Origin of the sequence: Rhodococcus sp. 06-462-5, from assembly GCF_002258315.1 — a bacterium.
Lineage (GTDB): Bacteria > Actinomycetota > Actinomycetes > Mycobacteriales > Mycobacteriaceae > Rhodococcoides.
Genome location: NZ_NOYD01000013.1, coordinates 426387 through 448116 on the forward strand (window position 1 = coordinate 426387; position 21730 = coordinate 448116).

Here is a 21730-nt window from a genome sequence, read left to right on the forward strand (position 1 = left end):
GAACGAGTTCGCGAAATGTGGACAACCGCCCGGCCTGTGGATGAACGGCGCGAATCGAGGCCCGTGCGACCCGAGGATGTCGGGGAGGTGTGCTAGTCGGGAATTTCGGCGTACATGTGGCCGTCGAGGACAGGGATCACGCGTCCCGCGGTGAGCGAAGCGACAAGCGCCGCAGTCGAATCGGCGTCCGGCACTGCGACGGTCAGTACCGCGGACGCGCCGTAGGAGGTGCCGACCACCAGAACTCCGTGCCCGCGCAATTCCGATTCCACGCGACCGACCTCGGCGTGATCGAGTTCGAGCGTCATGATCTCGCGTCGCTCCCGGGTCAGGAACGTCGCTCCGGAGAGCGCTTCGGTCACCGCGCCGCCGTAGGCACGGGCCAGTCCGCCGGTGCCCAGCTTGGTTCCACCGAAGTATCTGCTGACGACCGCGACGACGTTGGTCAGGTGATGGCCGCGCAGCACGTCGAGCATCGGTGTGCCTGCCGTCCCACTCGGTTCGCCGTCGTCGTTGGACCGCTCGATGCGCTGATCGGGGTCGGCCAGTGTGTCACCGGCCGAGGAATCGACAATGAACGCCGAACAGTGATGTCCGGCAGCAGGATCGGCCTTGCGAGCTGCGGCGATCACGACCCGCGCCTCCGCTTCGGTGGCGGCGCGATCGACGACGGCGACGAACCTGGACTTCTTGACGTCGGTCTCGCACGCGACGCGGCCGGCGATGGTGCGCAGTGGGGTCATCCGGTCACTCTCATGCAGCCACACTGTCCACCACATCGTCTGCGGCACGGACCAATTGGGCGTACATGCCGTCGTTCTCCAGCAGGGACTCGTGGGTTCCGACCTCGCGAACGACGCCGTGGTCGAGTACCGCGATGCGGTCCGCGGAGCGCACCGTGGAAAGTCGATGCGCGATGAGGATGGTCGTTCGCCCTTCCATCAGGCCGTCGAGCGCGGTTTGCACTGCTCGTTCGGTGCGATTGTCGAGGGCGCTGGTCGCTTCGTCGAGCACCAGGATCGGCGGGTTGCGCAGCACCGTTCGGGCAATGGCGATGCGCTGCTTCTCACCGCCCGAGAAGCGGTACCCGCGTTCGCCGACCATGGTGTCGTAGCCGTCGTCGAGACCGTCGATGAAGTCGTGGATCTGCGCCGTTCGGGCGGCCGCGACAATCTCCTCGTCGGTGGCGTCGGGTTTGGCGAATCGCAGGTTCTCTCGAATGGTGGCGTGGAACAGGTACGTCTCCTGGGAGACGACGCCGACCAGGTCGGCGATGGTCTCCGACGCAAGCTCTCGCAGGTCGATGCCGTCGATGGTCACCGATCCGGCCGTCGGATCGTGCAGCCGCGCAACGAGATAGCCCAGAGTCGTCTTTCCGGAGCCGGTGGCGCCGACGAGAGCGAGAGTGCTGCCGGCCGGGACCTCGAGGTCGATGCCGCACAGCGTCGGGACCGTTGCTGCGGTATAGGTGAAGTCGACGGCGCGGAACGCGACGTCTCCGCGGACGGTCTCCCGGGGCAGCTTCACTGGATGGGTGGGCTCGGCCACGTCGATCGGCAGATCGAGGTACTCGAATACCCGACCGAACAGGGCGAGCGAGGCCTGCACCTCGACGCCGGTGTTGAGCAATTGCATGGTCGGCCGGAACAATTGGGTCTGCAGAGCGGTGAACGCGACGAGGGTTCCGATCGTCAGTGCGCTCCCCTGCCCGATGGTGATGCCGGCGAACCAGTACACCAGGGCCGGCATGACGGCGAAGCTGATCTGGATCGTGGCCATGCGCCATTTGCCTGCCATCATGGCCGCGAGTTCGACGCCCGCGACCTCGTGGGATCGGTCGGCGAACTTGTCGGTCAGTGCCTGGGCGGAACCGGTGGTCTTGCCCAGCAGAATGCCGCTGACCGAGAGTGATTCCTCGATCTGCACCGACAGGTCGCTGAGCAACTTCTGTCGTTTCGTGGAGATCTTGCGCCGTTCGTCGCCGATGCGGCGAGCGACGCGGACGAAGACCGGCAGGATGATCAACGAGAACGTGGCGAGCTTCCAGTCGAGCAGGAAGAGTGCAACCACCGTCGCGGCAACGGTCGTCGCGTTCTGCGCGATGGACGTTGCGGTGTTGGTGACCACCGATTGCATGCCGCCGATGTCGTTGGCGATGCGTGATTGGACCTCGCCGGTGCGGGTGCGCGCGAAGAATCCGAGAGACTGGCGTTGCAGGTGCGAATAGACCTGGACGCGTAGATCGTGCATGAGTCGTTGACCGACGCCGTTGGACATCCAGGTCTGTACGACGCCGAGAGTGTTGGTGGCGACTGCAACTGCGATCATGCCGAGTGCGATGAGGCTGACGAGTGTGACGTCGCGGTCGGGTATCGCGTGATCGAGGAGTTCGCGAAGGAGTAAGGGGGACGCGAGCGCGATGATCGCGCTGACGACGATGATCGCGCTGACGACTGCGATCTTGCGTCGGTAGGGCGTGAACAGAGCCAGGACTCGGCGCACGGGTGCTGGGTCGGACGCGAGGAGAGAACGTTCGGGTCGGCTTTCCAAGTAGACCTCCGGAGAAGTAGAAGCGCGGGGTAGCTGAAGCAATATGCAGAGGCTACCTCACTATGAGGTAACGAGCAACCGTCGCTATGATCCCTTGCATGGAAACCGGACACTCGCCCAACCTGAGCGAGCAGTTCATGGCCGTCGCGCGGCAGATCCGGCGCAGCCACATGACTGCATTGGAACCGTTCGGCCTCAATCCTTCGCAGAGCCGAGCCCTGCACGTGTTGGCCCGCGAGCCCGAGTCCGTACGACTACGCGATCTCGCCGAGCACCTGCGAATCGTGGCACGATCGGCCACCGACATCGTCGACTCTCTCGAGGCGGCGCACCTGGTGACGCGGCAACAGGATCCGAGCGATCGGCGAGCGGTCCTGGTGGAGCTGACCGATACGGGCCGTGCACTGCTGGACAGAATCGACGACGCGCGCCGTCAGGTGTCCTCGGAAATGTTCGACGGCCTCGAGCCGGCGGAACGCGTCGAGCTGAATCGACTGTTGAGCAAGATCGCCGAGACCGACTGACCCGGAGGCCGACTACTGCTCGCCGGTCCGATCGCGTCGAGCGAGCTCGGCGAACATCGCATTGTGCGCAGCCAGATCGGCATCGTGATCGCGCTCGGCGGCCCGGTCACCACGCCTGGCGTCCCGATCGTCGCTGCGGGACCACTGGATCAGCAGCGCCAGCATGACGAGCACCAGCGGAACCTCGCCGGTGGCCCAGGCGATACCGCCGCCGAGCTTCTGATCCCCGAGCAGGTCGGAGTTCCAGTCCAGCCCCAGCGTCCGGTAGAACCAGGCACCCATCACGGTGTTCATGCTCATCAGTGCCACCCCGAAGAAAGCGTGGAAGGGCAGCGAACCGAAGACGACGGCGAGTTTGGTGACCGGAGCGATCTTGCGCGGAGACGGATCGACGCCGATGACCGTCCAGTAGAACAGGTAGCCGCTGAGCACGAAGTGCAGGTTCATCAGCAGGTGTGCGCCGTGACTGTCCAGGACCGCTCCGAAGATTCCGCCGAGATACAGCACGTAGAAGCCGCCGACGAAGATCAGTGAGGCGACGAGCGGATGGGTCAGAAACTGCGAGATCCGGCTGTGCAGTCCGAGCAACAGCCATTCGCGCATTCCGGGGACGCCGTCCTTGCCTGCCGCGGGCAGCACCCGCAATGCCAGCGTCAGCGCACCACCGAGCGCGAGGAGGACGGGTGCCAGCATCGAGAGCATCATGTGCCCGGTCATGTGCACGCTGAACACGGCCGTGGAGTAGCGACCGATTCCCGAGGACGTGCTGATCAGCAGCGTCAGGCAGCCCAGGACCCAAGCGACGGTGCGGCCCACCGGCCACGCGTCGCCGCGCAGCCGCAGACGGCGAACGCCGATCAGATACACCACGGCCATGACGATCGCAGCGGTTCCGAAGATCAGATCGAAGCGCCAGTCCAGAGCCATTCGCGCGAACGTCGGCGGGCCGCTCAGGTTGTACCCGAGGGCCGCCTCGGTGGGCGTGAGGTTGGGGTCGATCTCGGCGGGAGGCGGGGTTCGTCCGAGCCCGACGGCCAGGCCGATGGTCGCCGCAAGGACGAGCACCTCGGCCCCGGCGAATCGGAGCAGCGGCCCGCGGGCGGTGGGGTCGTCGATCAGTGCAGGCAGTGCGCGGCGCCGCTGCATCCAGCCGAAGCCGCCCAGCACCATCAGCGCGAGGATCTTGCCCACGATCAACAAGCCGTAGGTGGTGGTGAACAGGTCTGCGATCGAGACTCGGACCAGAGCGTTGATGATTCCGCTGATACCCATGACGACGAAGCAGATGCCGGCGATGGTCGAGAAGCGGCGAGCCGCGACGTCCGAGTGCGCGCCACGCCTGCGGACGTGGGCCAGCAGGGCGAACAGTCCGCCCGCCCAGAGCGACGCGGCCCCGAGGTGCAGGATCAAGCTGTTGGTGGCGATGTCGTGCGATCCACCAGCCGAGGAATGGCCGCTCAATGCGATGGGCAGCAGCGTGGCCAGGGAGAACCCGAGCAGCGCGGGCGTCCAGGCCCACCGCAACACCGTGCGCGACGCGATAGCGAGCACAACGGCCATGATGGCCGTCCAACGCCAGGCGCTGGCGATCTCCACCTGGTCGAGCGCGATCCAGAGGTTCGCCGGCTTGATGGCTTCGGTGAACGGCTGCCCGGACGTGTCGGAGAGTGTCAGCGGCACCAGGAGCAGCGCGCAGACGGCCCAGACGATCGAGGCGACCGAACCGGTGCGCACGGCGCGGTACCCGTCGACGTCGAGCACGCCGTTCTTCTGCGGCGGCACGAGGAACGCGGCCAGCAGGAACGATCCGATGGCGATGACGGCAGCGATCTCGCCGATCGCCCGCAGGGCAGGCAGACCATAGGTGGTGGCCGGGCCCGGGTCCGGGATTCCGAGCAACACCAAGGCGTCGGACGCGGAGAGCATCACGATGAGCGCGGCAACCACACCGGCGATGACGCCCGCGGTGACGAACACCGTCGTCGTGGCCGAACGCGGATCCACATCCGCCCGGACATCGTCCGCCTGCAGTTCAGCGGTCGAGGGTTCGGTCTTCTCGAGATCCGGTGTTGCCATACCACCAGAGTAAGAGTTGATCGGCGGTAGTCGAAACGCGAGTCCTACACAGCGTCGTACTTACCCGTACTCACAGCTTCGGTCTCGTCGTGATGGATGCGACCGTGTCGGGCGCGCAGCGGTTCACCGGTACCGCCCCAACGGTGGGCGATGATCTCCGCTGCGATCGATACCGCGGTCTCCTGAGGCGTCCGCGCCCCGAGGTCGAGCCCGATCGGACTCGCCAGACGAGTGAGTTCGGTCTCCGTCAGACCCGCCGCACGCAACCGAGCCGTGCGGTCGTCGTGGGTACGGCGCGATCCCATCGCACCGACGAACGCCAGGGAGGGAATGCGCAACGCCACCTCGAGCAGCGGCACGTCGAATTTGGGGTCGTGGGTCAGCACACAGACGACGGTGCGTTCATCCACCTCTCCCGCCGCGAACTGCTCGGCCAGATAGTCATGCGGCCACGCGACCACGACCTGCTCGGCGGCGGGGAACCGCTGCGGTGTCGCGAAGACGGCACGCGCATCACAGACGGTGACGCGGTAACCGAGAAATGCACCCTGCTGCGCGACCGCGGCGGCGAAATCGATGGCCCCGAACACCAGCATCCGAGGCGGCGGAGCGTGGCTCGAGACGAACACCTCCATCCCCTCCCCCCGTCGCTGGCCGTCCGGCCCGTAGGTCAGGACGGCCGAACGACCGGCCGCGAGAAGCCCTTTCGCATCGTCGGTCACGGCCGCGTCGGCGCGAGCGCTGCCGAGCGAGCCACGGGTACCCGATTCTCCGACGACGATCCTGCGGCCGAGCCGTTCCGGATCGGTGTGGGCGACGACGGTCGCCATCGCCACGGGCACGTTGCCACGCACGTCCGCGACGAGAGCCTCGAATTCGGGAAACGTGTGTCGAGAGATCTGCTGCACGAACACGTCGAGCGTTCCGCCGCAGGTGAGCCCGACGGCAAAGGCATCGTCGTCGGATATCCCGTATCGCTCGAGAACCGGCGCGCCGGAATCCATCACGTCCTGTGCGAGGTCGTAGACCGCACCCTCGACACAGCCGCCCGAGACCGAGCCGGCAACGGCACCGTCCGGACCGACAACCATCGACGCCCCGACCGGACGCGGTGCCGAATCGAAGGTGCGAACCACCGTCGCGACCGCTGCCACGTCGCCGGACTGCCAGATGTGCAGTACGTCGTCCAAGATGTCGTGCATCGAACCTCCTTCGGCACAGGTCGGAAGGATTCCGAGAACACCGGCTCCCCTCAGGATGCCAGCTCAACCCGTGCCTGCTTCGACGGCACGGGCGGAAAGGTACACTCGTCAACCGTGCTCGAGCGGGTCCACCCCGCACGCGCCAGCCTCCGTAGCTCAGGGGATAGAGCAAGGGCCTTCTAATCCCTTGGTCGCAGGTTCGAATCCTGCCGGGGGCACCCTCTGACCAGCACGAACGCGTGACGCCTCAGCCCGCTGTGGTTGACTTCGAGGTAACGAAGGGTCACACGTGCATCAGCTCACTCTCGGAGTCCTCTCACGTTCACGCAAGCCGAATGAGCGGCGACTTCCGATTCATCCACTTCATCTCGATCGCATCGATGCCGACATCCGAGCCCGAATGTTCATCGAATCCGGTTACGGCGAACCGTTCGGAATGTCCGACGAGCACTTGGCCGCCCAGGTGGCGGGCATCGGCACCCGTGCCGAACTCATCGCTCGATGCGATGTGATCCTGCTGCCGAAGCCGCAGGCCGAGGATCTCGCCGCGCTGCGACCCGGGCAGACCCTGTGGGGGTGGCCGCACTGCGTCCAGGATCGAGCCCTTACCCAGATCGCCGTCGAACGCAAGCTGACACTGATCGCGTTCGAGGCCATGAACCACTGGACGCAGGACGGCTGGTTCAATCTCCATGTGTTCCACAAGAACAACGAACTGGCCGGCTACTGCTCGGTGCTGCACGCACTGCAACTGATCGGTTCCACGGGCGATTACGGCCGACGGTTGCGTGCCGCGGTCATCGGTTTCGGGGCCACGGCCCGCGGTGCGGTCACCGCTCTGAACGCGCACGGCATCCACGACGTCGACGTCCTGACACAACGCGGTGTCACGGCCGTCGGTTCGCCCATTCATTCGGCCAACATCGTGAATTTCGATCTCGACGACGCCGATCCCAGACGGAGTCGAGCTCTCACGCCCGAGGGTCGGGTGCCGCTCTCCCAGTTCCTCGCCGACCACGACGTGATCGTCAATTGTGTTCTGCAGGACACCAATGCACCGTTGACGTTCCTGACCAACGACGATCTGCCCACTCTCGCGCCCGGCACACTCGTGGTCGACGTCTCCTGCGACGAGGGAATGGGCTTCGAGTGGGCCAGGCCCACCTCGTTCACCGATCCCATGTTCACCGTCGGCGACAACGTCAAGTACTACGCCGTCGACCACAGCCCGTCCTATCTGTGGAACTCGGCCACCTGGGAGATCAGCGAATCACTGCTGCCGTATCTGCGAACCGTCCTCGACGGCCCCTCTGCCTGGAGCAGTGATGCCACGATCGAGCGATCGATCGAGATAAGGAACGGCGTCATCGTGAACCCCAATATCCTTGCGTTCCAACACCGCAGTGCGGAGTACCCGCACACCGCAGCATGAACGAGGACGCCGCATCGAGCATCGGCTGGACCGAGGACGGCAGCGAGCGGACGTCTCGCTGGCAGTCCGAGAACGGCGCTCCCCCACCCCGAGTGGTGCGGATCGTGAACGATTCGACCACCGCGGACGTGGCGTACAAGATGGCCACGATCGGTGAGGCCTTGCTGTGGCGCGGCGATTACAACAACGCTCGACAGCTGTTGTCGGCGATGACCCGACGGATACCGGCCGCCAAACACCTGCCGGACGCGTCGGGGGCGGAGCGGTTCCATCTGCACCGCCAGTACCAAGCGCGACGCGCGCGAGTGCTGGGAATGCTTCTGGTGGAACTCGATTCGGATGTCCGTCTCGATCTCGGCCGGGCACCGGACGTGCGGGCGGCCGTGACGGAGGCTCTCGGCCCTGACGCTGCGCCGTGCGTGCTCTCGTTGCGCGAACTCCTCGGCATGGTCGGCGCACACGAGTGGCGCCGCAAGGGCGTCTTCGTTCCGGCGCTCGACGCCTCGATCCACCCGCACTACGGAGTCTTCTCTCCCGTCCGCGGTGAGTACGTTCAGCTCGTCGCCGACGCCCCGCTGCCGGACACGGACCGAGCGTTCGACATCGGTACCGGCTCGGGCGTGCTGGCTGCGGTACTCGCCCGGCGCGGGGTGACCTCGGTGGTCGCGACCGACAAGGATCCGCGGTCGGTCGCGTGCGCACGAGCCAACATCGATGCTCTCGGGTACACCGATCGGGTCGAGGTGGTGCAGGCCGATATCTTCCCGTCCGGGCGCGCGGGACTGATCGTGTGCAATCCGCCCTGGATTCCTACGAAGCCGACATCGGGCATCGAACATGCGGTGTACGACCCCGGCTCCCGGATGCTCAAATCCTTCCTCAGCAGACTCCGCGGGCATCTGACACCTCACGGTGAGGCGTGGCTGGTGGTTTCCGACCTCGCCGAACTGCTCGAATTGGTCACTCGTGCAGACCTTCTCACCGCCATCGACGCTGCGGGCCTGATCGTCGTCGGCCGCACCGACACCACCCCGACGCATTCACGCGTCACCGACAGCTCCGACGTGCTGCACGAGGCCCGCTCGCGCGAAACCACGTCGTTGTGGCGGCTGCGCGCACGCTGACCCTGGGTACACGAAAGCGCCGCCCGAGCAATGCTCGGGCGGCGCTTTCCTCTGTCGCGTACTGCTCTACCGTTCGCGGGTCTCGAACTCGCCGTTGATCACGGTGCCCAGCGGTGCGTCACGCTCCGCCTTCTTCGCCGCCTCACGCATTTCGATTCCGTCGGTGATCAGGTCACCGATCTCGCGAGTGACGTCGCGGACGGCTCCGGCGATGATCACCACGATCCGGCCGACGTGTTCCGCGGCCGATTCGGTGAATTCCTGCACGGTGTCCTTGTTGCGCTCGAACTTTCCTACCAACAGGACCGCCCCCTTCGAAGTCGTCACGCTGCGCTGGTCTTCTTACGCTCGACGATAACACCGGCCGGAGCCGCCGATCCCGTGAGCGAGTTGGGCAGCGCGAGCTTGAAGATCTTGCCCCACACGGTGCCGATCTGGTGGAAGAAGCCGCCGGTGTTGTACGGCAGGTCGTACTTTTCGCACAGGGCCTTGACCTCTGGCGCGATCTGCGGGTAACGATGTGCAGGCAGATCGGGGAACAGGTGGTGCTCGATCTGGTGCGAGAGGTTGCCCGACATGATGTGGAACAGCGGGGTGCCCTCGATGTTGGCCGATCCCAGCATCTGCCGCACGTACCACTCGCCGCGGGTCTCCTCTGCAGTCTCTTCCTGGCTGAACGTCTGGACACCGGTCGGGAAGTGTCCACAGAAGATGATCGAGTAGGTCCACACGTTGCGGATGAGGTTCGCGGCCACGTTCCCGACCACGGTCGAGACGAAGAACGGCCCGGTCAGCGCTGGGAAGATCACGTAGTCCTTGAGCGCCTGCTTGCCCGCCTTGCGCCACATGCCCTGCAGCAGCGGCTTCACGTCGTGCCACTTGCGCTTGCCCGCGACGATGTTCTCGGTTTCGAGGTCGTGCAGCATCACGCCCCACTCGAAGAACGTCATCAGCAGGAACGCGTAGACCGGGTTACCGAGGTAGTACGGGTTCCACTTCTGCTCCTGGTCCATGCGCAGCACGCCGTAACCGATGTCGCGGTCCATGCCGACGATGTTGGTGAAGGTGTGGTGCATGTAGTTGTGCGAATGCTTCCACTGATCCGCCGGGCAGACGGTGTCCCACTCGAACACCTCGGAGTTCAGGCCGGGCTCACGCATCCAGTCGTACTGGCCGTGCATGACGTTGTGGCCGATCTCCATGTTGTCCAGAATCTTCGCCACGCCGAGGGCACCGACTCCGGCCAGCCATGCAGGCGGCAGGAAGGGCAGGTACATCAACGCGCGTCCGGTGATCTCGAGGCCGCGCTGGGCCTTGATGATCTTGTAGATGTACTCGCGGTCCTCGTCGCCGAGCTTGGCGACGGTGCGGGCGCGCAGGTCGTCGAGCTCGCGGCCGAGTTCCTGGACCTGTTCGTAGGTCAGCACGGTCGGCTCGTCCAGCAACGTCTCGTTGCGGCGAAAAGGCAGGACGGTGGTGGGCAGGATCGAGAGAATCGTTCCGAGCATCTGATGATCTCCAATTCGATCGGGTCGAGATGGGTCTTGGGTCGTCTGTGTTCGAGGTGGATCTAGATGTCGATGTCGACGTCGCCGACGGCAACGGACACGCACAGCTGGATCTTCTTGTCCGATTCGGTGTCGGTCTCACCGGTCTTGATGTTCTTCGTGCAGCCGGACTTCTTCACCGAGGTGCAGGTGAAGCAGATTCCCATTCGGCAGCCGTTGGCCGGTGAGAGGCCCGCCGCCTCGGCCTGGTCGAGCAGCGTCTCGCCGTCGTTCTCCGAGGACACATCGCTGGCGGAGAACGTCGTGGTTCCGGTGACGTCGTCGCTGACGGTGGCGAACGAGGGCGTGAACTCCTCGAGATGCAACCGCTCGCCCAGACCTGCGTCGTCGAAGAACGAGGTCACGCCCTTCATCAGTCCGGGAGGTCCGCAGAGGAAGGTGTCGGCCTCGGCGAACCACGGGGCCACTGCGTCGAGATGTTCCTGCCCGAAGAACCCGTACAGGTCGCCGCCCGTCTTCTGCTCGGTGTACGCGAAGACGATGTTCACGTTCTCGTGCTCTGCAGCGATCTTCTCCAGATCCTTCTTGTACGCGACGTCGTTCTCGGTGAACGCGTAGTGCAGGAAGGTCAGGTCGCTGCTATACCCCTCGTCCAGCAGCGACCTGAGCATCGACAGCACCGGCGTGATGCCGCTGCCACCGCTGATCAGCAACGTCTTTGCCGGGCGTGGTTCGGGAAGCTCGAACGTGCCGTCTGCCTGCGACAGGCTGACCACCAGGCCGACGTACGCGTTCTTGTGCAGGTATTGCGAGACCAGGCCCTCGGGATGCGCCTTGATCGTCAGTTCGATCCGGCCGTCCGCGCGGTACTGGGAGCAGGCAGGCGAGTAGCAGCGGGTGTGGCGAACCCCGTCGATCACGACGCCGACCTGAACGAATTGACCGGCCTTGAATCCCTTCCACTGACGCGTGGGACGGATGGTGAGAGTCAACGACTCTTCGGTGGACCGATGTATCTCGGTTACCTCACCGCGCAGGTCTCGAACGGTCGTCATGGGATCGACCAGTTCGAGGTACCGGTCGAGCGCGTGAGGTGTGGCCATGGCCTCGAACAGGGAAAGAAGCGAGAACTTGCGCGAACCCGAGGTCCGCGACGAACGTTCTTGAAGCGTCATTCCATCCTCCCTAACCGGATCGAAACCTACGACCCATTCAGTGAACGATTGTGCACTAACATGAGTGTGGCAGAGCGACACCGGTACCTGTCAACGTTTATGTGACGGCCGTTACAGAGCGAATCGGCACTTCCGCGGGTGCCGGGGAGGAACCGGAAGGGAGATCACAGAATGCGCGCCCATAAACTGGACGTCGTGACAGAACCGGGGACCCGTGCCGAGCGCAAGGAGCGCACGCGTCAGGCATTGATCGAGGGCACCCTCGACCTGCTGCGCGAGCGTTCTTTCGCCAGCGTCAGCCTGCGTGAGGTCGCCCGATCCGCCGGCATCGTCCCCACCGCGTTCTACCGACATTTCGCGTCCATGGAGGACCTCGGCGTCGCTCTCGTCGAGGACAGCATGCGCATGCTGCGACAGATGCTGCGCGACGCCCGGCGCAACCCGAGCGCCAAAACGGCCACCGAGTCCTTCGGTATCCTGGTTCGCCAGGTCCGCACCCACGAGGATCAGTTCCGATTTCTCAGTCGCGAGCGGTACGGCGGCGTCACCGAAGTGCGCCGCGCCTTCGCCACCGAGCTGCGACTGTTCGTCAGCGAGTTGACCATCGACCTCTCCCGTATGCCGGGCCTGGAACAGTGGGACGTCGCCGATCTGGAGATGACCGCCGATCTGCTCGTCTCGACGATGCTCACTGCGGTGGTCGGTCTGTTGGAAATCGACAGACCGGGTAGTGCGAACGAGAAGGATCTGATCCAGCGGACCGAGAAGCAGATTCGCATGATCATGCTCGGGATGAGCCGATGGGAACCACGACGGGCCTGACCGTTCGAGAACGAGACGGCCGCGAAGGGATGTTCATGACCGAGATAAGTGTCGGCGAGTACGTGTTCGACGTTGCGATGGCGGGCCCGTCGGACGGTGTGCCGGTGGTTGCGCTGCACGGCTTTCCGCAGACCAACGCGTCGTGGACCGCCGTGACACCTGGACTCGTCGACGCGGGTTGTCGCGTGATCGCCCCGAACCAGCGCGGCTACTCCCCCGGTGCCCGCCCGATCGGCGTCGAGCACTACCGCATCGAACGTCTCACCGGTGACATACTCGGCCTGCTCGACGCACTCGAGTTGCCATCGGCGCATCTGGTCGGACACGACTGGGGTGCGGTGGTCGCCTGGCACGTGGCGGCCGAGCATCCGGACCGCGTGCGCACGCTCACGGCGGCGTCGGTCCCGCATTCGGCGGCGTTCAACTGGGCCATCCGTGAGGATCCGGATCAGCAGGAGCGATCGAAGTACTTCGGCCTGCTCCGAGAACCGGAGAAGGCCGAGCGAGTTCTGGTCGAGAACGGCGCACAACGGCTCAGAGCGATGTTCGGCGCGGACAGCCTCGACGACGAATACGTCCGCCATCTCACCGTCCCCGGTGCGCTGACGGCCGCATCGAGCTGGTACGCCGCGATGACCAGGGAATTCGCGAACCTCCCTCCGGTGACAGTGCCCACCACCTACCTCTGGAGCAACGGCGACACCGCCATCGGTCGAGCGGGAGCGGAGCGCTGCGGCGAATTCGTCGATGCACCTTACCGATTCGTCGAACTGGACGGCATCTCGCACTGGATCCCGGAGGAAGCGCCCGGAAAACTGACGGCCGAGATCTTGGCCCGTATCGAATCGGTCTAGACCCGCTCGGGAGCCCGCACCTTCAGCAGGGCGAGCAGCCCGGCAGCGAGGACGAGTATCAGCCCGGCGATACCCGCGCGGTCGGCGTCGAACATCCACACGAACAGACCGAACAGCGATGGCGCGAGGAACGACGCGGCGCGTCCCGTCGTTGCGAACAGTCCGAAGAACTGACCTTCTCGTCCCGGCGGAGCCAGCCGTGCCAGGAACGTGCGCGCGGACGACTGCGCCGGTCCGACGAACAGGCACAGGATCAGCCCGAAAATCCAGAACATCGTCGGCCCCGAGACGAACAACAGAATGGTCCCGGCGGCGATCATGCAGGTGAGGGAGAAGACGATGACCTTCTTCGGACCGATTCGGTCGTCGAACCGTCCGGCGACGATGGCTCCGAGACCGGCGATGACATTGGCAGCGACGCCGAACAGCAGAACGTCGCCCGCACCGATGCCGTAGACGCTCACGGCGAGTACGGCTCCGAAGGTGAAGACGCCCGCCAGTCCGTCACGGAACAATGCACTGGCGATCAAGTAGTGGACGGCGCGGCGGTCTGCGCTCCACAGCTCACGAACATCGCGGAACAGAACTCGGTACGAGGCTGCGAAGCCGGCTTCGGCGGCCTTCGGATCGGCGACGGCTCGCGGCACTTCGGGAACGGCGAACATCACCGGGAGGGCCGAGACGGCGAACCACACGGCAGCGAGCAGAGCGACGAGCCGGATGTTCAGTCCGCCGTCGGTGCTCAGACCGAGGACCCCGCGGGTGTCGCCATCGCCGACGATGAAGCCGACGTAGCACAGCAGCAACAGTACGATTCCGCCGAAATAGCCCATGGACCAACCGAACCCGGATACTCGGCCGATGTTCGCCGGAGTGGAGACCTGCCGCAGCATCGAGTTGTACGGAATGCTGGCCAGCTCGAACATGATGGAACCCAGACCGAGCAGCAGCAGGCCCAGCCACAGATAGTGGTAGTCGTCTCGGACGAAGAACAACCCGGCCATGGCGACGACCGTCAGCGTGGTCAACACCCCGAGCAGCCACCTGCGTTTGCCACGCGCGTCGAAATACTGCCCGCAGACCGGCGCGAGGAGTGCGATGACAACGCTGGACACGGCAATCGTCCAGCTGAACCAGGTGGTGGCCGAGATCGAACCGGGCAGGTCGTCACCGACGGCATCGGTGAGATACACCGAGAACACGAACGTGAGAACAACGGCGTTGAACGCGGCCGAGCCCCAGTCCCAGAACCCCCAGGCCATGACCTGCTTGCGCGTAGTGGCGACTCCGACGACAGCGGCCTCCGGCTGGGTTCCCATGGTTGCCAACACTAGTCCGCGACGGACTCCGATCGAGGTGCACCTAGTTGCATAGGCACCGCGTTGCATACATACTCTCGGGTGTGGCTTTGGAACACGCGATTCTGGTTTCCCTCACCGAGCTCAGTGGTTCGGGATACGAGCTTGCCCGCCGCTTCGACAAGTCCATCGGATTCTTCTGGAGCGCAACGCACCAGCAGATCTACCGCACACTCACGCGGATGGACGGGGCCGGGTGGATCACCGGTGAGGCAGTAGCGCAGGACGGCCGGCCGGACAAGAAGGTCTACTCCGTCAGCGCTGCGGGCCGAGCGGAGCTCGATCGCTGGATCGCCGCGCCGACCGACCCCTCGCAACTACGCGAGGAGCTCGCCGTCAAGATCCGCGGTGCGGCCAACGGTGACATCGATGCTCTCAAGGTCGAAGTCGCCCGCCATCGCGATGTACATGCCACCCGCCTCGACGTCTATCGACTGATCGAGAAGCAGGATTTTCCGGCCCCCGCTGCCCTCACCGGCACCGCGTTGCATCAATACCTGGTGCTGCGCGGCGGAATTCGCGTCGAAGAAGGATTCACCGAGTGGTGCACCGAGGTATTGGAGAAGCTGTGAAGACCGAGCAGACCACTGGCCCGTATCCGATTCTGTTGTCGCCGTTGAACGTCGGCGCGACCACGCTGAAGAACCGCGTGATCATGGGATCGATTCACACCGGCCTCGAAGATCGCGCCCGCGACACCGGCCGCCTGGCGGCCTATTTCGCCGAGCGCGCCCGCGGCGGAGTCGCACTCATCATCACCGGGGGCTATGCCCCCAATCGCACCGGCTGGCTGTTGCCGTTCGGAGCCAAGCTGACCAATCGCATCGAAGCCCGCCGGCATCGCCGAATCACTGCTGCCGTCCATTCCGAGGGTGGCAAGATCGCACTGCAGATCCTGCATGCCGGGCGCTACTCGTACCAGCCGTTCAGCGTGTCGGCGTCCTCGATCAAGGCCCCCATCAATCCTTTTCGGCCCAGGCGACTCACCTCGAGGGGCGTCCGCTGGCAGATCCGCAACTTCGTACGCTGCGCCCGGCTGGCCCGGAGTGCGGGATACGACGGAGTCGAGATCATGGGCGGTGAAGGCTACTTCATCAACCAGTTCCTCTCCGAGCGCACCAACAAGCGGCGTGACGAGTGGGGCGGTTCGGCGGAGAACCGTCGGCGAATGGCCGTGGAGATCGTCCGGCAGACGAGGGCAGCCGTCGGCCCCGACTTCCTCATCGTCTTCCGGCTGTCGATGGCCGATCTGGTGGAGCAGGGCCAGAGCTGGAACGACATCGTCGCGCTGGCGCAGGACGTCGAGGCTGCGGGTGCGAACATCATCAACACCGACATCGGCTGGCACGAGTCGCGAGTGCCGACCATCGTCACCTCGGTTCCACGAGCTGCATTCGCGGACATCACCGGCAAGCTCGAGAAGCACGTGGCCATCCCCGTCGCCGCGTCCAATCGCATCAACATGCCCGAGATCGCCGAGAACATCCTGGCGCGCGGCGACGCCCAATTGATTGCGATGGCCAGGCCGATGCTGGCCGATCCGTTCTGGGTCGAGAAAGCCGCTACCGACTCCGCGGACCGGATCAACACCTGCATCGCCTGCAATCAGGCCTGCCTGGACCACGCCTTCGTGCACAAGAAGGTCTCCTGCCTGGTCAACCCGCGAGCCGGCCGTGAGATCGACCTGCAGCTGCTGCCGACGAAGAAGACCAAGAAGGTCGCCGTCGTCGGAGCCGGACCCGCAGGACTGGCCGCCGCACTCAATCTCGCGCAGCGCGGACACGCCGTCAGCCTGTTCGAGGCCAGGGGCGAGATCGGCGGGCAGTTCGGAATCGCTCGGCTCATTCCCGGCAAGGAGGAGTTCGCCGAAACGATCCGGTACTTCTCCAGCGCCCTGCGCTCCGCCGACGTCGCGGTGCACCTCGACACCAGGGCCACCGCCGCAGAGCTGATTGCGGGCGAGTTCGACGAGGTGGTGCTCGCCACCGGCGTCACTCCCCGGATTCCGAGTATCCCTGGCATCGAGCATCCGTCGGTGCTGTCGTACGCAGAACTGGTGCGCGACGGCAGGCCCGTCGGCGATCGGGTCGCGGTCATCGGGGCCGGCGGTATCGGTATCGACATCTCCGAGTTTCTCACCACCGACGCCTCGCCCACGTTGGATCTGAAGGAATGGAAGCAGGAGTGGGGCGTCACCGAGCCCGAGGCCGCACCGGGGGCGTTGACGACTCCGGTGCCCGCACCGTCTCCGCGGGAGGTGTATCTGCTCCAGCGCAAGGCCGGACGCATCGGTGCAGGACTGGCGAAGACGACCGGCTGGGTCCATCGCGCTGCACTGAAAGCCAAAGGTGTGCATCAGCTTTCGGGCGTCAACTACGAGAAGATCGACGACATGGGGCTGCACATCTCGTTCGGTGACAAGCACGAACGTGCGCGCGTCCTCGAGGTCGACACCATCGTGATCTGCGCGGGCCAGGAGTCGGTACGCGACCTGGTCGACGAACTGAAGGCCGCGGGCACCACCACGCACGTCATCGGCGGTGCAGACGTCGCAGCGGAGCTCGACGCCAAGAGGGCCATCGAGCAGGGCACCCGGCTCGCGGCCACGATCTGATCTGTCCGCTAGCCTGTCTCACCGTGAGCCTGCCCAAGCCCAGCCCAGATGCCCGCGCCGTCGTCACCGGAGCCTCCTCCGGAATCGGTGAAGCCCTGGCCACCGAACTCGCCGCCCGCGGATATTCGCTGATCGTGGTGGCCCGACGCGGCGAACTGCTCGAGGCGTTGGCTGCGAAGCTGACGGCCGAGCACGGCGTTGCCGTCGAGGTTCGTCAGTCGGATCTGTCGAATCGTGAGCAGCGACAGGAGCTGGTCACCGAGCTCTCCGAGCGCGAGATCTCCATCCTGTGCAACAACGCAGGTATTGCGACGTTCGGGCCGGTGGCCGGTCTCGATCCGGCGTACGAGCGAGACCAGGTCGAGCTCAATGCCGTTGCGGTACACGACCTCACACTGGCGGTCATGCCAGGCATGATCGGCCGAGGATCAGGCGGCATTCTCATCACCGGTTCGGCGGCAGGCAACATGGCCATCCCCAACAACGCGACGTACGCCGCGACCAAGGCCTTCGTCAACACGTTCTCCGAATCGCTTCGCGGTGAGCTCGCGGGCACCGGTGTCAACGTCACCCTGCTCGCTCCCGGCCCGGTCCGCACCGAGACACCCGATCCCGCCGAGGCCTCGATCGTCGACAAGATGGTTCCCGACTTTCTGTGGATCGACAGCGCCTACACCGCGAAGCTGTCCCTCGACGGCCTGGAGAAGAACAAGATGCGCGTCGTACCGGGCCTGCTGAGCAAAGGTATGTCGGTCGCCGGGCAGTACAGCCCGCGCAGCATCTCCGCACCGATCATCGGCAGCTTCTACAAGAAGCTCGGCGGCTAGCGCCGGCGTCGTCGTCCGGTTCCGAAGATACTGCGCGATATTTCCCGCCCGGCAGCCGAGGCGGCCGATCGCAGGAAGCTCTTGACCGCCGGGTTGCCCATGATGCGCTCCGCAGCCGACGGGCCCTCCGGCTCGCTCGGAGGTAGGTCGGGCAGATCGGCAGGCAGCGGCGGGATGTCGAACTTCTCGGCGGGAGCGGGCACGTTCGCCACACGCGCGTTCATCCGCTCGTAAGCCGATTCGCGATCGATCGTCTCGCGGTACTTCGCGGACAGTGTGCTCGACGACGCGGCCGCCGCGATGGCGTCGTTGCCGATGGTGTCCATCAACGAGCGCGGCGGGCGAATCTTGGTCCAGGCCACGGGCGTCGGGGCACCCTTCTCCGAGAGCACCGTCACGATGGCCTCGCCGGTACCCAACGACGTCAGTGCCTTCTCGAGGTCGTACGCGTCGGTCTTGGGATACGTGCGCACCGTCTTGTTCAACGCCTTCTGGTCATCGGGCGTGAACGCGCGAAGGGCATGCTGAATTCTCGCGCCCAACTGAGAGAGAACATCGTTGGGGACGTCGGTGGGCAACTGCGTGCAGAAGAAGACGCCGACGCCCTTCGAGCGAATGAGCTTGACGGTCTGCTCCACCTGCTGCAGAAATGCCTTGGACGCATCGGCGAACAGCAGGTGCGCCTCGTCGAAGATGAAGACCAGCTTGGGTTTGTCGACATCGCCCACCTCGGGCAGCGTCTGAAACAGGTCCGCCAGCACCCACATCAGAAAGGTGGAGAACATCACCGGCCGTGATGCCTGCGCTCCGAGCTCGAACAGCGTGATGACGCCTCGGCCGTCCGGCCCGACGCGAAGGAGGTCCTCGGTCTCGAGCTCGGGCTCGCCGAAGAAGGTGTCGCCGCCGTCTGCTTCGAGATTGACCAGTGCGCGCAGAATGACGCCTGCGGTCGCCGAGGAGACTCCGCCGATGCCTTTGAGGTCGGCCTTGCCCTCGTCACTGGTCAGGTGCATGATCACCGATCGCAGGTCCTTGAGGTCGAGCAGCGCGAGACCCTGGGAGTCGGCCCAGTGGAAGATCAAGCCGAGGGTGGATTCCTGAGTGTTGTTCAGCCCCAACACTTTGCTCAGCAGAATCGGCCCGAACGCAGTGATGGTGGCGCGGACCGGCACTCCGATTCCTTCGGTGCCGAGGGAGAGAAACTCCACCGGATGGCCGGCCGGGGCCCAGTCCGGGATCCCGGTATCGGCGGCGCGGCTGCGAATCTTCTCGTTGTCCTCACCGGGCCTCGACAGGCCCGACAGGTCGCCTTTGACGTCGGCCATGACCACGGGAACGCCTGCGGCGCAAAGCTGTTCGGCGATGCCCTGCAGGGTCTTCGTCTTTCCGGTTCCGGTGGCCCCGGCCACGAGACCGTGTCTGTTCAACGTGGCCAACGGAATTCGGATGCGCGCAGACGGATCGGTGACGCCGTCCAGCACCACGGTTCCCAATTCCAATGCGGCACCCTCCGACGCGTATCCGGCGGCGATCTCGGCAGCCTTACCGGTCGAGCCCGAAGCAGTACCTGCTTCCGCTGCGAGCGCCTCGGCCTCGGCGGCGTCCGCTGCAGCCAGAGCTTCGGCCGCCACCCGTGCCGCTTCGACGGCGGCGGCTTTGGCAGCCTTCGCCTTCTCTGCCGGGCTGAGCGTGGGTTCCGGCTGCGTCGGGTCGACTGTCATGTCCGCGTCCTCCATGAACGTGTGCTGATGCTGATCTGGCTCGATCGCCACCGCAAACCCTAGTGGCATCGCAGCTCGCACTAGTGTGGTGCGAGTGCAGGACAAACTCGTGTGGATCGATTGTGAAATGACCGGCTTGGACCTGAGCAAGGACAAGCTGATCGAAATTGCGGCGCTCGTGACCGACAGTGAGCTCAACATCCTCGGGGAGGGTGTCGACATCGTCATCCACGCCGACGACGACGCGTTGGCGAACATGCCTGCCGTCGTCACCGACATGCACGCCAAATCGGGCCTGACCGACGAGGTGCGCGCGTCGACGGTGACACTGGAGGAAGCCGAGCAGCGTGTACTGGCGTACATAAAGGAGCACGTCCCGGTGGCCGGGACCGTTCCGCTCGCGGGAAACTCGATCGCGACCGATCGCGGATTCATCTCCCGCGACATGACCGCGCTCGATACTTACCTCCACTACCGCATGATCGACGTGAGCTCGATCAAGGAACTCTCCCGCCGGTGGTACCCACGGATCTACTACGGACAGCCTGCCAAGGGCCTTGCCCACCGGGCCCTTGCGGACATCAAGGAGTCGATCAAGGAGCTGCAGTACTACCGCCGTACGGCATTCGTAGCGCAGCCTGGGCCCTCGACCAGCGATATCGCGGCAGTCGTTCAGGATCTCGACACGCAAGCAGGGGCGGATTAGCAACCCGGGATTCAACCCGCTAGTATTGTCGACGCTGCTGATGGAGAGCCCGAAAGGGTTCTGCTGATGTGGACATGGTGGGTGTAGTTCAGCTGGTAGAGCACCAGGTTGTGATCCTGGGTGTCGCGGGTTCGAGTCCCGTCACTCACCCCATACGAACAAGGCCGGTCTCCTCGTGAGACCGGCCTTTTTCGTGCGCTCATTCGCCGCCCCTGAGGGCCACCTCGTCACCCCAGCACCCACCCTGACCTCGAATTACGTTGTTGTAATTCAACTTTCAGGTTTCCTGTGGGGTTAATGTGACGTACGGTTACCAATGGCACTTTTGGGGAAGAAAAGTACCAATGTGATTCATGTGTTTTTTGCTACGTGAGTTCAGCGTGCCCCGAAGCGTCACCGAACATGTTCTTACGTCCTGCGCGCACCCATCCGACGGTGCGCGGAGGACGCAGACGAGGAGGCTTTTCGTGGGTCGCAGAATGCACAGAGTCATAGCGGGTTCGATCTTGTCGGCAGCACTGTGCATCGGCACAACCGGCGTGCTCAGCCCGGCGGTGGCCACCGCTCAACCCACGATCGACCTCCCCCAGATCCCGATACCGCAGCCCGATGCGCAGCAACGGGCCGCCATTCTCGCTGCCGTTCTGGACGCCACCGGCGTACTCATCAACCAGGTCGCCGCAATCGTCCTCGACAGCGACGTGCTCACGGCACCCGACGTAGCCGATGCACCGTCCACCGCGGACCTGCCCGAGATCGAACTACCGATCGCGCCCCCGACCGTGGGACTCGGCGGGGCGGTGCTCCCCATCGAGGCAGGCAAGTACCGCATCAGTTCGGGCTACGGCGGACGCAACAACCCCACCGGCAACGGATCGCAGTACCACCAGGGCGTCGACTTCGCTGCGGACAGCGGAACCCCCATCTACGCGGTGACCGGCGGAACCGTCGTTCAGGCCGGAGACGCAGGCGACGGCTACGGCAAGCTCGTCCGGGTCAAGAGTGGCAACACCGAAACCTATTACGGCCATCAGTCCAGCATCGACGTCGCGGTCGGCGACGAGGTGGCGCCGGGCGACGTACTGGGCGCAGTCGGCAACACCGGAAATTCGACCGGACCGCACCTGCACTTCGAGGTACGCAACAACGGTTCGAGTATCGAACCGGTGGCATACCTGAAGACCCTGGGCATCGACCCCTCGCTGTACCAGACTCGCGACCGAAGCTGATCGGCCGG

General features: G+C 64.9%; 19 protein-coding genes and 2 tRNA genes. 12 read left to right on the plus strand and 9 right to left on the minus strand.

Annotation, left to right across the window (positions count from 1 at the left end):
- Positions 1 to 92: 92 nt before the first annotated feature.
- Together CH251_RS09335 and CH251_RS09340 are read right to left on the minus strand one after the other, a co-directional pair.
- Positions 93 to 743 (minus strand): YigZ family protein, encoded by a 651-nt coding sequence (locus CH251_RS09335; protein ID WP_094612847.1) that lies wholly within the window; start codon positions 741 to 743, stop codon positions 93 to 95.
- 10 nt (positions 744 to 753) lie between these two features.
- Positions 754 to 2502, minus strand: coding sequence for an ABC transporter ATP-binding protein (locus CH251_RS09340; protein ID WP_094612848.1), 1749 nt, complete (start codon positions 2500 to 2502; stop codon positions 754 to 756).
- 146 nt (positions 2503 to 2648) lie between these two features.
- Here CH251_RS09340 and CH251_RS09345 point away from each other — a divergent pair, with 146 nt between their 5' ends.
- Positions 2649 to 3074, plus strand: a complete 426-nt coding sequence (locus CH251_RS09345; RefSeq protein ID WP_256978921.1) for a MarR family winged helix-turn-helix transcriptional regulator — start codon at positions 2649 to 2651, stop codon at positions 3072 to 3074.
- 12 nt (positions 3075 to 3086) lie between these two features.
- On the opposite strand, the gene CH251_RS09350 is transcribed toward CH251_RS09345, so the two are convergent.
- Both CH251_RS09350 and CH251_RS09355 read right to left on the minus strand, forming a co-directional pair.
- The gene (locus CH251_RS09350) at positions 3087 to 5150 is read right to left on the minus strand and encodes a cytochrome c oxidase assembly protein (RefSeq protein ID WP_094612850.1); all 2064 of its coding nucleotides are present in this window, start codon (positions 5148 to 5150) and stop codon (positions 3087 to 3089) included.
- Positions 5151 to 5194: 44 nt separating this feature from the next.
- On the minus strand, positions 5195 to 6352 hold the full coding sequence (locus tag CH251_RS09355; protein ID WP_094612851.1) for an XdhC family protein: 1158 nt from the start codon (positions 6350 to 6352) through the stop codon (positions 5195 to 5197).
- A 145-nt stretch (positions 6353 to 6497) separates the two neighbouring features.
- On the opposite strand from CH251_RS09355, the gene CH251_RS09360 reads away from it, so the two are divergent.
- The 3 genes from CH251_RS09360 to CH251_RS09370 all read left to right on the plus strand — a co-directional run bounded on the left by CH251_RS09360 (position 6498) and on the right by CH251_RS09370 (position 8908).
- Positions 6498 to 6570, plus strand: a tRNA-Arg gene (locus tag CH251_RS09360).
- 71 nt (positions 6571 to 6641) lie between these two features.
- Positions 6642 to 7784 (plus strand): N(5)-(carboxyethyl)ornithine synthase, encoded by a 1143-nt coding sequence (locus tag CH251_RS09365; RefSeq protein ID WP_094612852.1) that lies wholly within the window; start codon positions 6642 to 6644, stop codon positions 7782 to 7784.
- Complete coding sequence (locus CH251_RS09370) at positions 7781 to 8908, plus strand: class I SAM-dependent methyltransferase (protein WP_094612853.1); 1128 nt, start codon at positions 7781 to 7783, stop codon at positions 8906 to 8908. Before CH251_RS09365 ends, CH251_RS09370 begins: the two co-directional genes overlap by 4 nt.
- Before the next feature lie 66 nt (positions 8909 to 8974).
- Here the strand turns inward: CH251_RS09370 and CH251_RS09375 are convergent, their stop codons facing one another.
- The 3 genes from CH251_RS09375 to CH251_RS09385 form a co-directional block, all read right to left on the minus strand.
- Positions 8975 to 9208, minus strand: coding sequence for a hypothetical protein (locus tag CH251_RS09375; protein WP_094612967.1), 234 nt, complete (start codon positions 9206 to 9208; stop codon positions 8975 to 8977).
- Positions 9209 to 9231: 23 nt separating this feature from the next.
- Positions 9232 to 10416 (minus strand): acyl-CoA desaturase, encoded by a 1185-nt coding sequence (locus CH251_RS09380; protein WP_179273730.1) that lies wholly within the window; start codon positions 10414 to 10416, stop codon positions 9232 to 9234.
- Positions 10417 to 10478: 62 nt separating this feature from the next.
- On the minus strand, positions 10479 to 11591 hold the full coding sequence (locus CH251_RS09385) for a ferredoxin reductase (protein WP_094612854.1): 1113 nt from the start codon (positions 11589 to 11591) through the stop codon (positions 10479 to 10481).
- A 171-nt stretch (positions 11592 to 11762) separates the two neighbouring features.
- On the opposite strand from CH251_RS09385, the gene CH251_RS09390 reads away from it, so the two are divergent.
- Positions 11763 to 12413: a TetR family transcriptional regulator gene (locus tag CH251_RS09390; RefSeq protein WP_179273731.1), complete on the plus strand. Its 651-nt coding sequence runs from the start codon at positions 11763 to 11765 to the stop codon at positions 12411 to 12413.
- Between the two features lie 29 nt (positions 12414 to 12442).
- The gene (locus CH251_RS09395; RefSeq protein WP_094612970.1) at positions 12443 to 13267 is read left to right on the plus strand and encodes an alpha/beta fold hydrolase; all 825 of its coding nucleotides are present in this window, start codon (positions 12443 to 12445) and stop codon (positions 13265 to 13267) included.
- On the opposite strand, the gene CH251_RS09400 is transcribed toward CH251_RS09395, so the two are convergent.
- Positions 13264 to 14586 carry an MFS transporter gene (locus CH251_RS09400; protein WP_094612855.1) on the minus strand — a complete coding sequence of 441 codons (1323 nt, stop codon included), beginning with the start codon at positions 14584 to 14586 and terminating at the stop codon, positions 13264 to 13266. The genes CH251_RS09395 and CH251_RS09400 overlap by 4 nt on opposite strands.
- Before the next feature lie 83 nt (positions 14587 to 14669).
- On the opposite strand from CH251_RS09400, the gene CH251_RS09405 reads away from it, so the two are divergent.
- The 3 genes from CH251_RS09405 to cmrA are packed head-to-tail and all read left to right on the plus strand — an operon-like array spanning position 14670 to position 18066.
- Positions 14670 to 15197: a PadR family transcriptional regulator gene (locus CH251_RS09405; RefSeq protein ID WP_037193201.1), complete on the plus strand. Its 528-nt coding sequence runs from the start codon at positions 14670 to 14672 to the stop codon at positions 15195 to 15197.
- Entirely contained in the window at positions 15194 to 17239 is a 2046-nt protein-coding gene (locus CH251_RS09410) for an NADPH-dependent 2,4-dienoyl-CoA reductase (protein WP_094612856.1), read from the plus strand. The genes CH251_RS09405 and CH251_RS09410 overlap by 4 nt, the downstream gene beginning before the upstream one ends.
- A gap of 23 nt (positions 17240 to 17262) precedes the next feature.
- Positions 17263 to 18066, plus strand: a complete 804-nt coding sequence (gene cmrA, locus CH251_RS09415; protein ID WP_094612857.1) for a mycolate reductase — start codon at positions 17263 to 17265, stop codon at positions 18064 to 18066.
- Here the strand turns inward: cmrA and CH251_RS09420 are convergent.
- A complete protein-coding gene (locus CH251_RS09420) occupies positions 18063 to 19787 on the minus strand; it encodes a helicase HerA-like domain-containing protein (protein WP_094612971.1) in 1725 nt (574 codons plus the stop codon). The two genes, cmrA and CH251_RS09420, sit on opposite strands and share 4 nt — an antisense overlap.
- Before the next feature lie 94 nt (positions 19788 to 19881).
- Here CH251_RS09420 and orn point away from each other — a divergent pair, with 94 nt between their 5' ends.
- The 3 genes from orn (at position 19882) to CH251_RS09435 (ending at position 21722) form a co-directional block, all read left to right on the plus strand.
- A complete protein-coding gene (gene orn / locus CH251_RS09425; protein WP_094612972.1) occupies positions 19882 to 20493 on the plus strand; it encodes an oligoribonuclease in 612 nt (203 codons plus the stop codon).
- Positions 20494 to 20570: 77 nt separating this feature from the next.
- Positions 20571 to 20646 (plus strand) — tRNA-His (locus CH251_RS09430).
- Between the two features lie 314 nt (positions 20647 to 20960).
- Positions 20961 to 21722 carry a M23 family metallopeptidase gene (locus CH251_RS09435; RefSeq protein WP_094612858.1) on the plus strand — a complete coding sequence of 254 codons (762 nt, stop codon included), beginning with the start codon at positions 20961 to 20963 and terminating at the stop codon, positions 21720 to 21722.
- Positions 21723 to 21730: the final 8 nt, after the last annotated feature.

Coding starts and splice junctions, on each gene's coding strand:
- CH251_RS09400 (WP_094612855.1), bottom strand. CDS start 14,586: ATGGGAACCCAGCCGGAGGCCGCTGTCGTCGGAGTCGCCACTACGCGC.
- CH251_RS09370 (WP_094612853.1), top strand. CDS start 7,781: ATGAACGAGGACGCCGCATCGAGCATCGGCTGGACCGAGGACGGCAGC.
- CH251_RS09350 (WP_094612850.1), bottom strand. CDS start 5,150: ATGGCAACACCGGATCTCGAGAAGACCGAACCCTCGACCGCTGAACTG.
- CH251_RS09355 (WP_094612851.1), bottom strand. CDS start 6,352: ATGCACGACATCTTGGACGACGTACTGCACATCTGGCAGTCCGGCGAC.
- CH251_RS09345 (WP_256978921.1), top strand. CDS start 2,649: ATGGAAACCGGACACTCGCCCAACCTGAGCGAGCAGTTCATGGCCGTC.
- CH251_RS09335 (WP_094612847.1), bottom strand. CDS start 743: ATGACCCCACTGCGCACCATCGCCGGCCGCGTCGCGTGCGAGACCGAC.
- CH251_RS09380 (WP_179273730.1), bottom strand. CDS start 10,416: ATGCTCGGAACGATTCTCTCGATCCTGCCCACCACCGTCCTGCCTTTT.
- CH251_RS09385 (WP_094612854.1), bottom strand. CDS start 11,591: ATGACGCTTCAAGAACGTTCGTCGCGGACCTCGGGTTCGCGCAAGTTC.
- CH251_RS09390 (WP_179273731.1), top strand. CDS start 11,763: ATGCGCGCCCATAAACTGGACGTCGTGACAGAACCGGGGACCCGTGCC.
- CH251_RS09420 (WP_094612971.1), bottom strand. CDS start 19,787: ATGACAGTCGACCCGACGCAGCCGGAACCCACGCTCAGCCCGGCAGAG.
- CH251_RS09395 (WP_094612970.1), top strand. CDS start 12,443: ATGTTCATGACCGAGATAAGTGTCGGCGAGTACGTGTTCGACGTTGCG.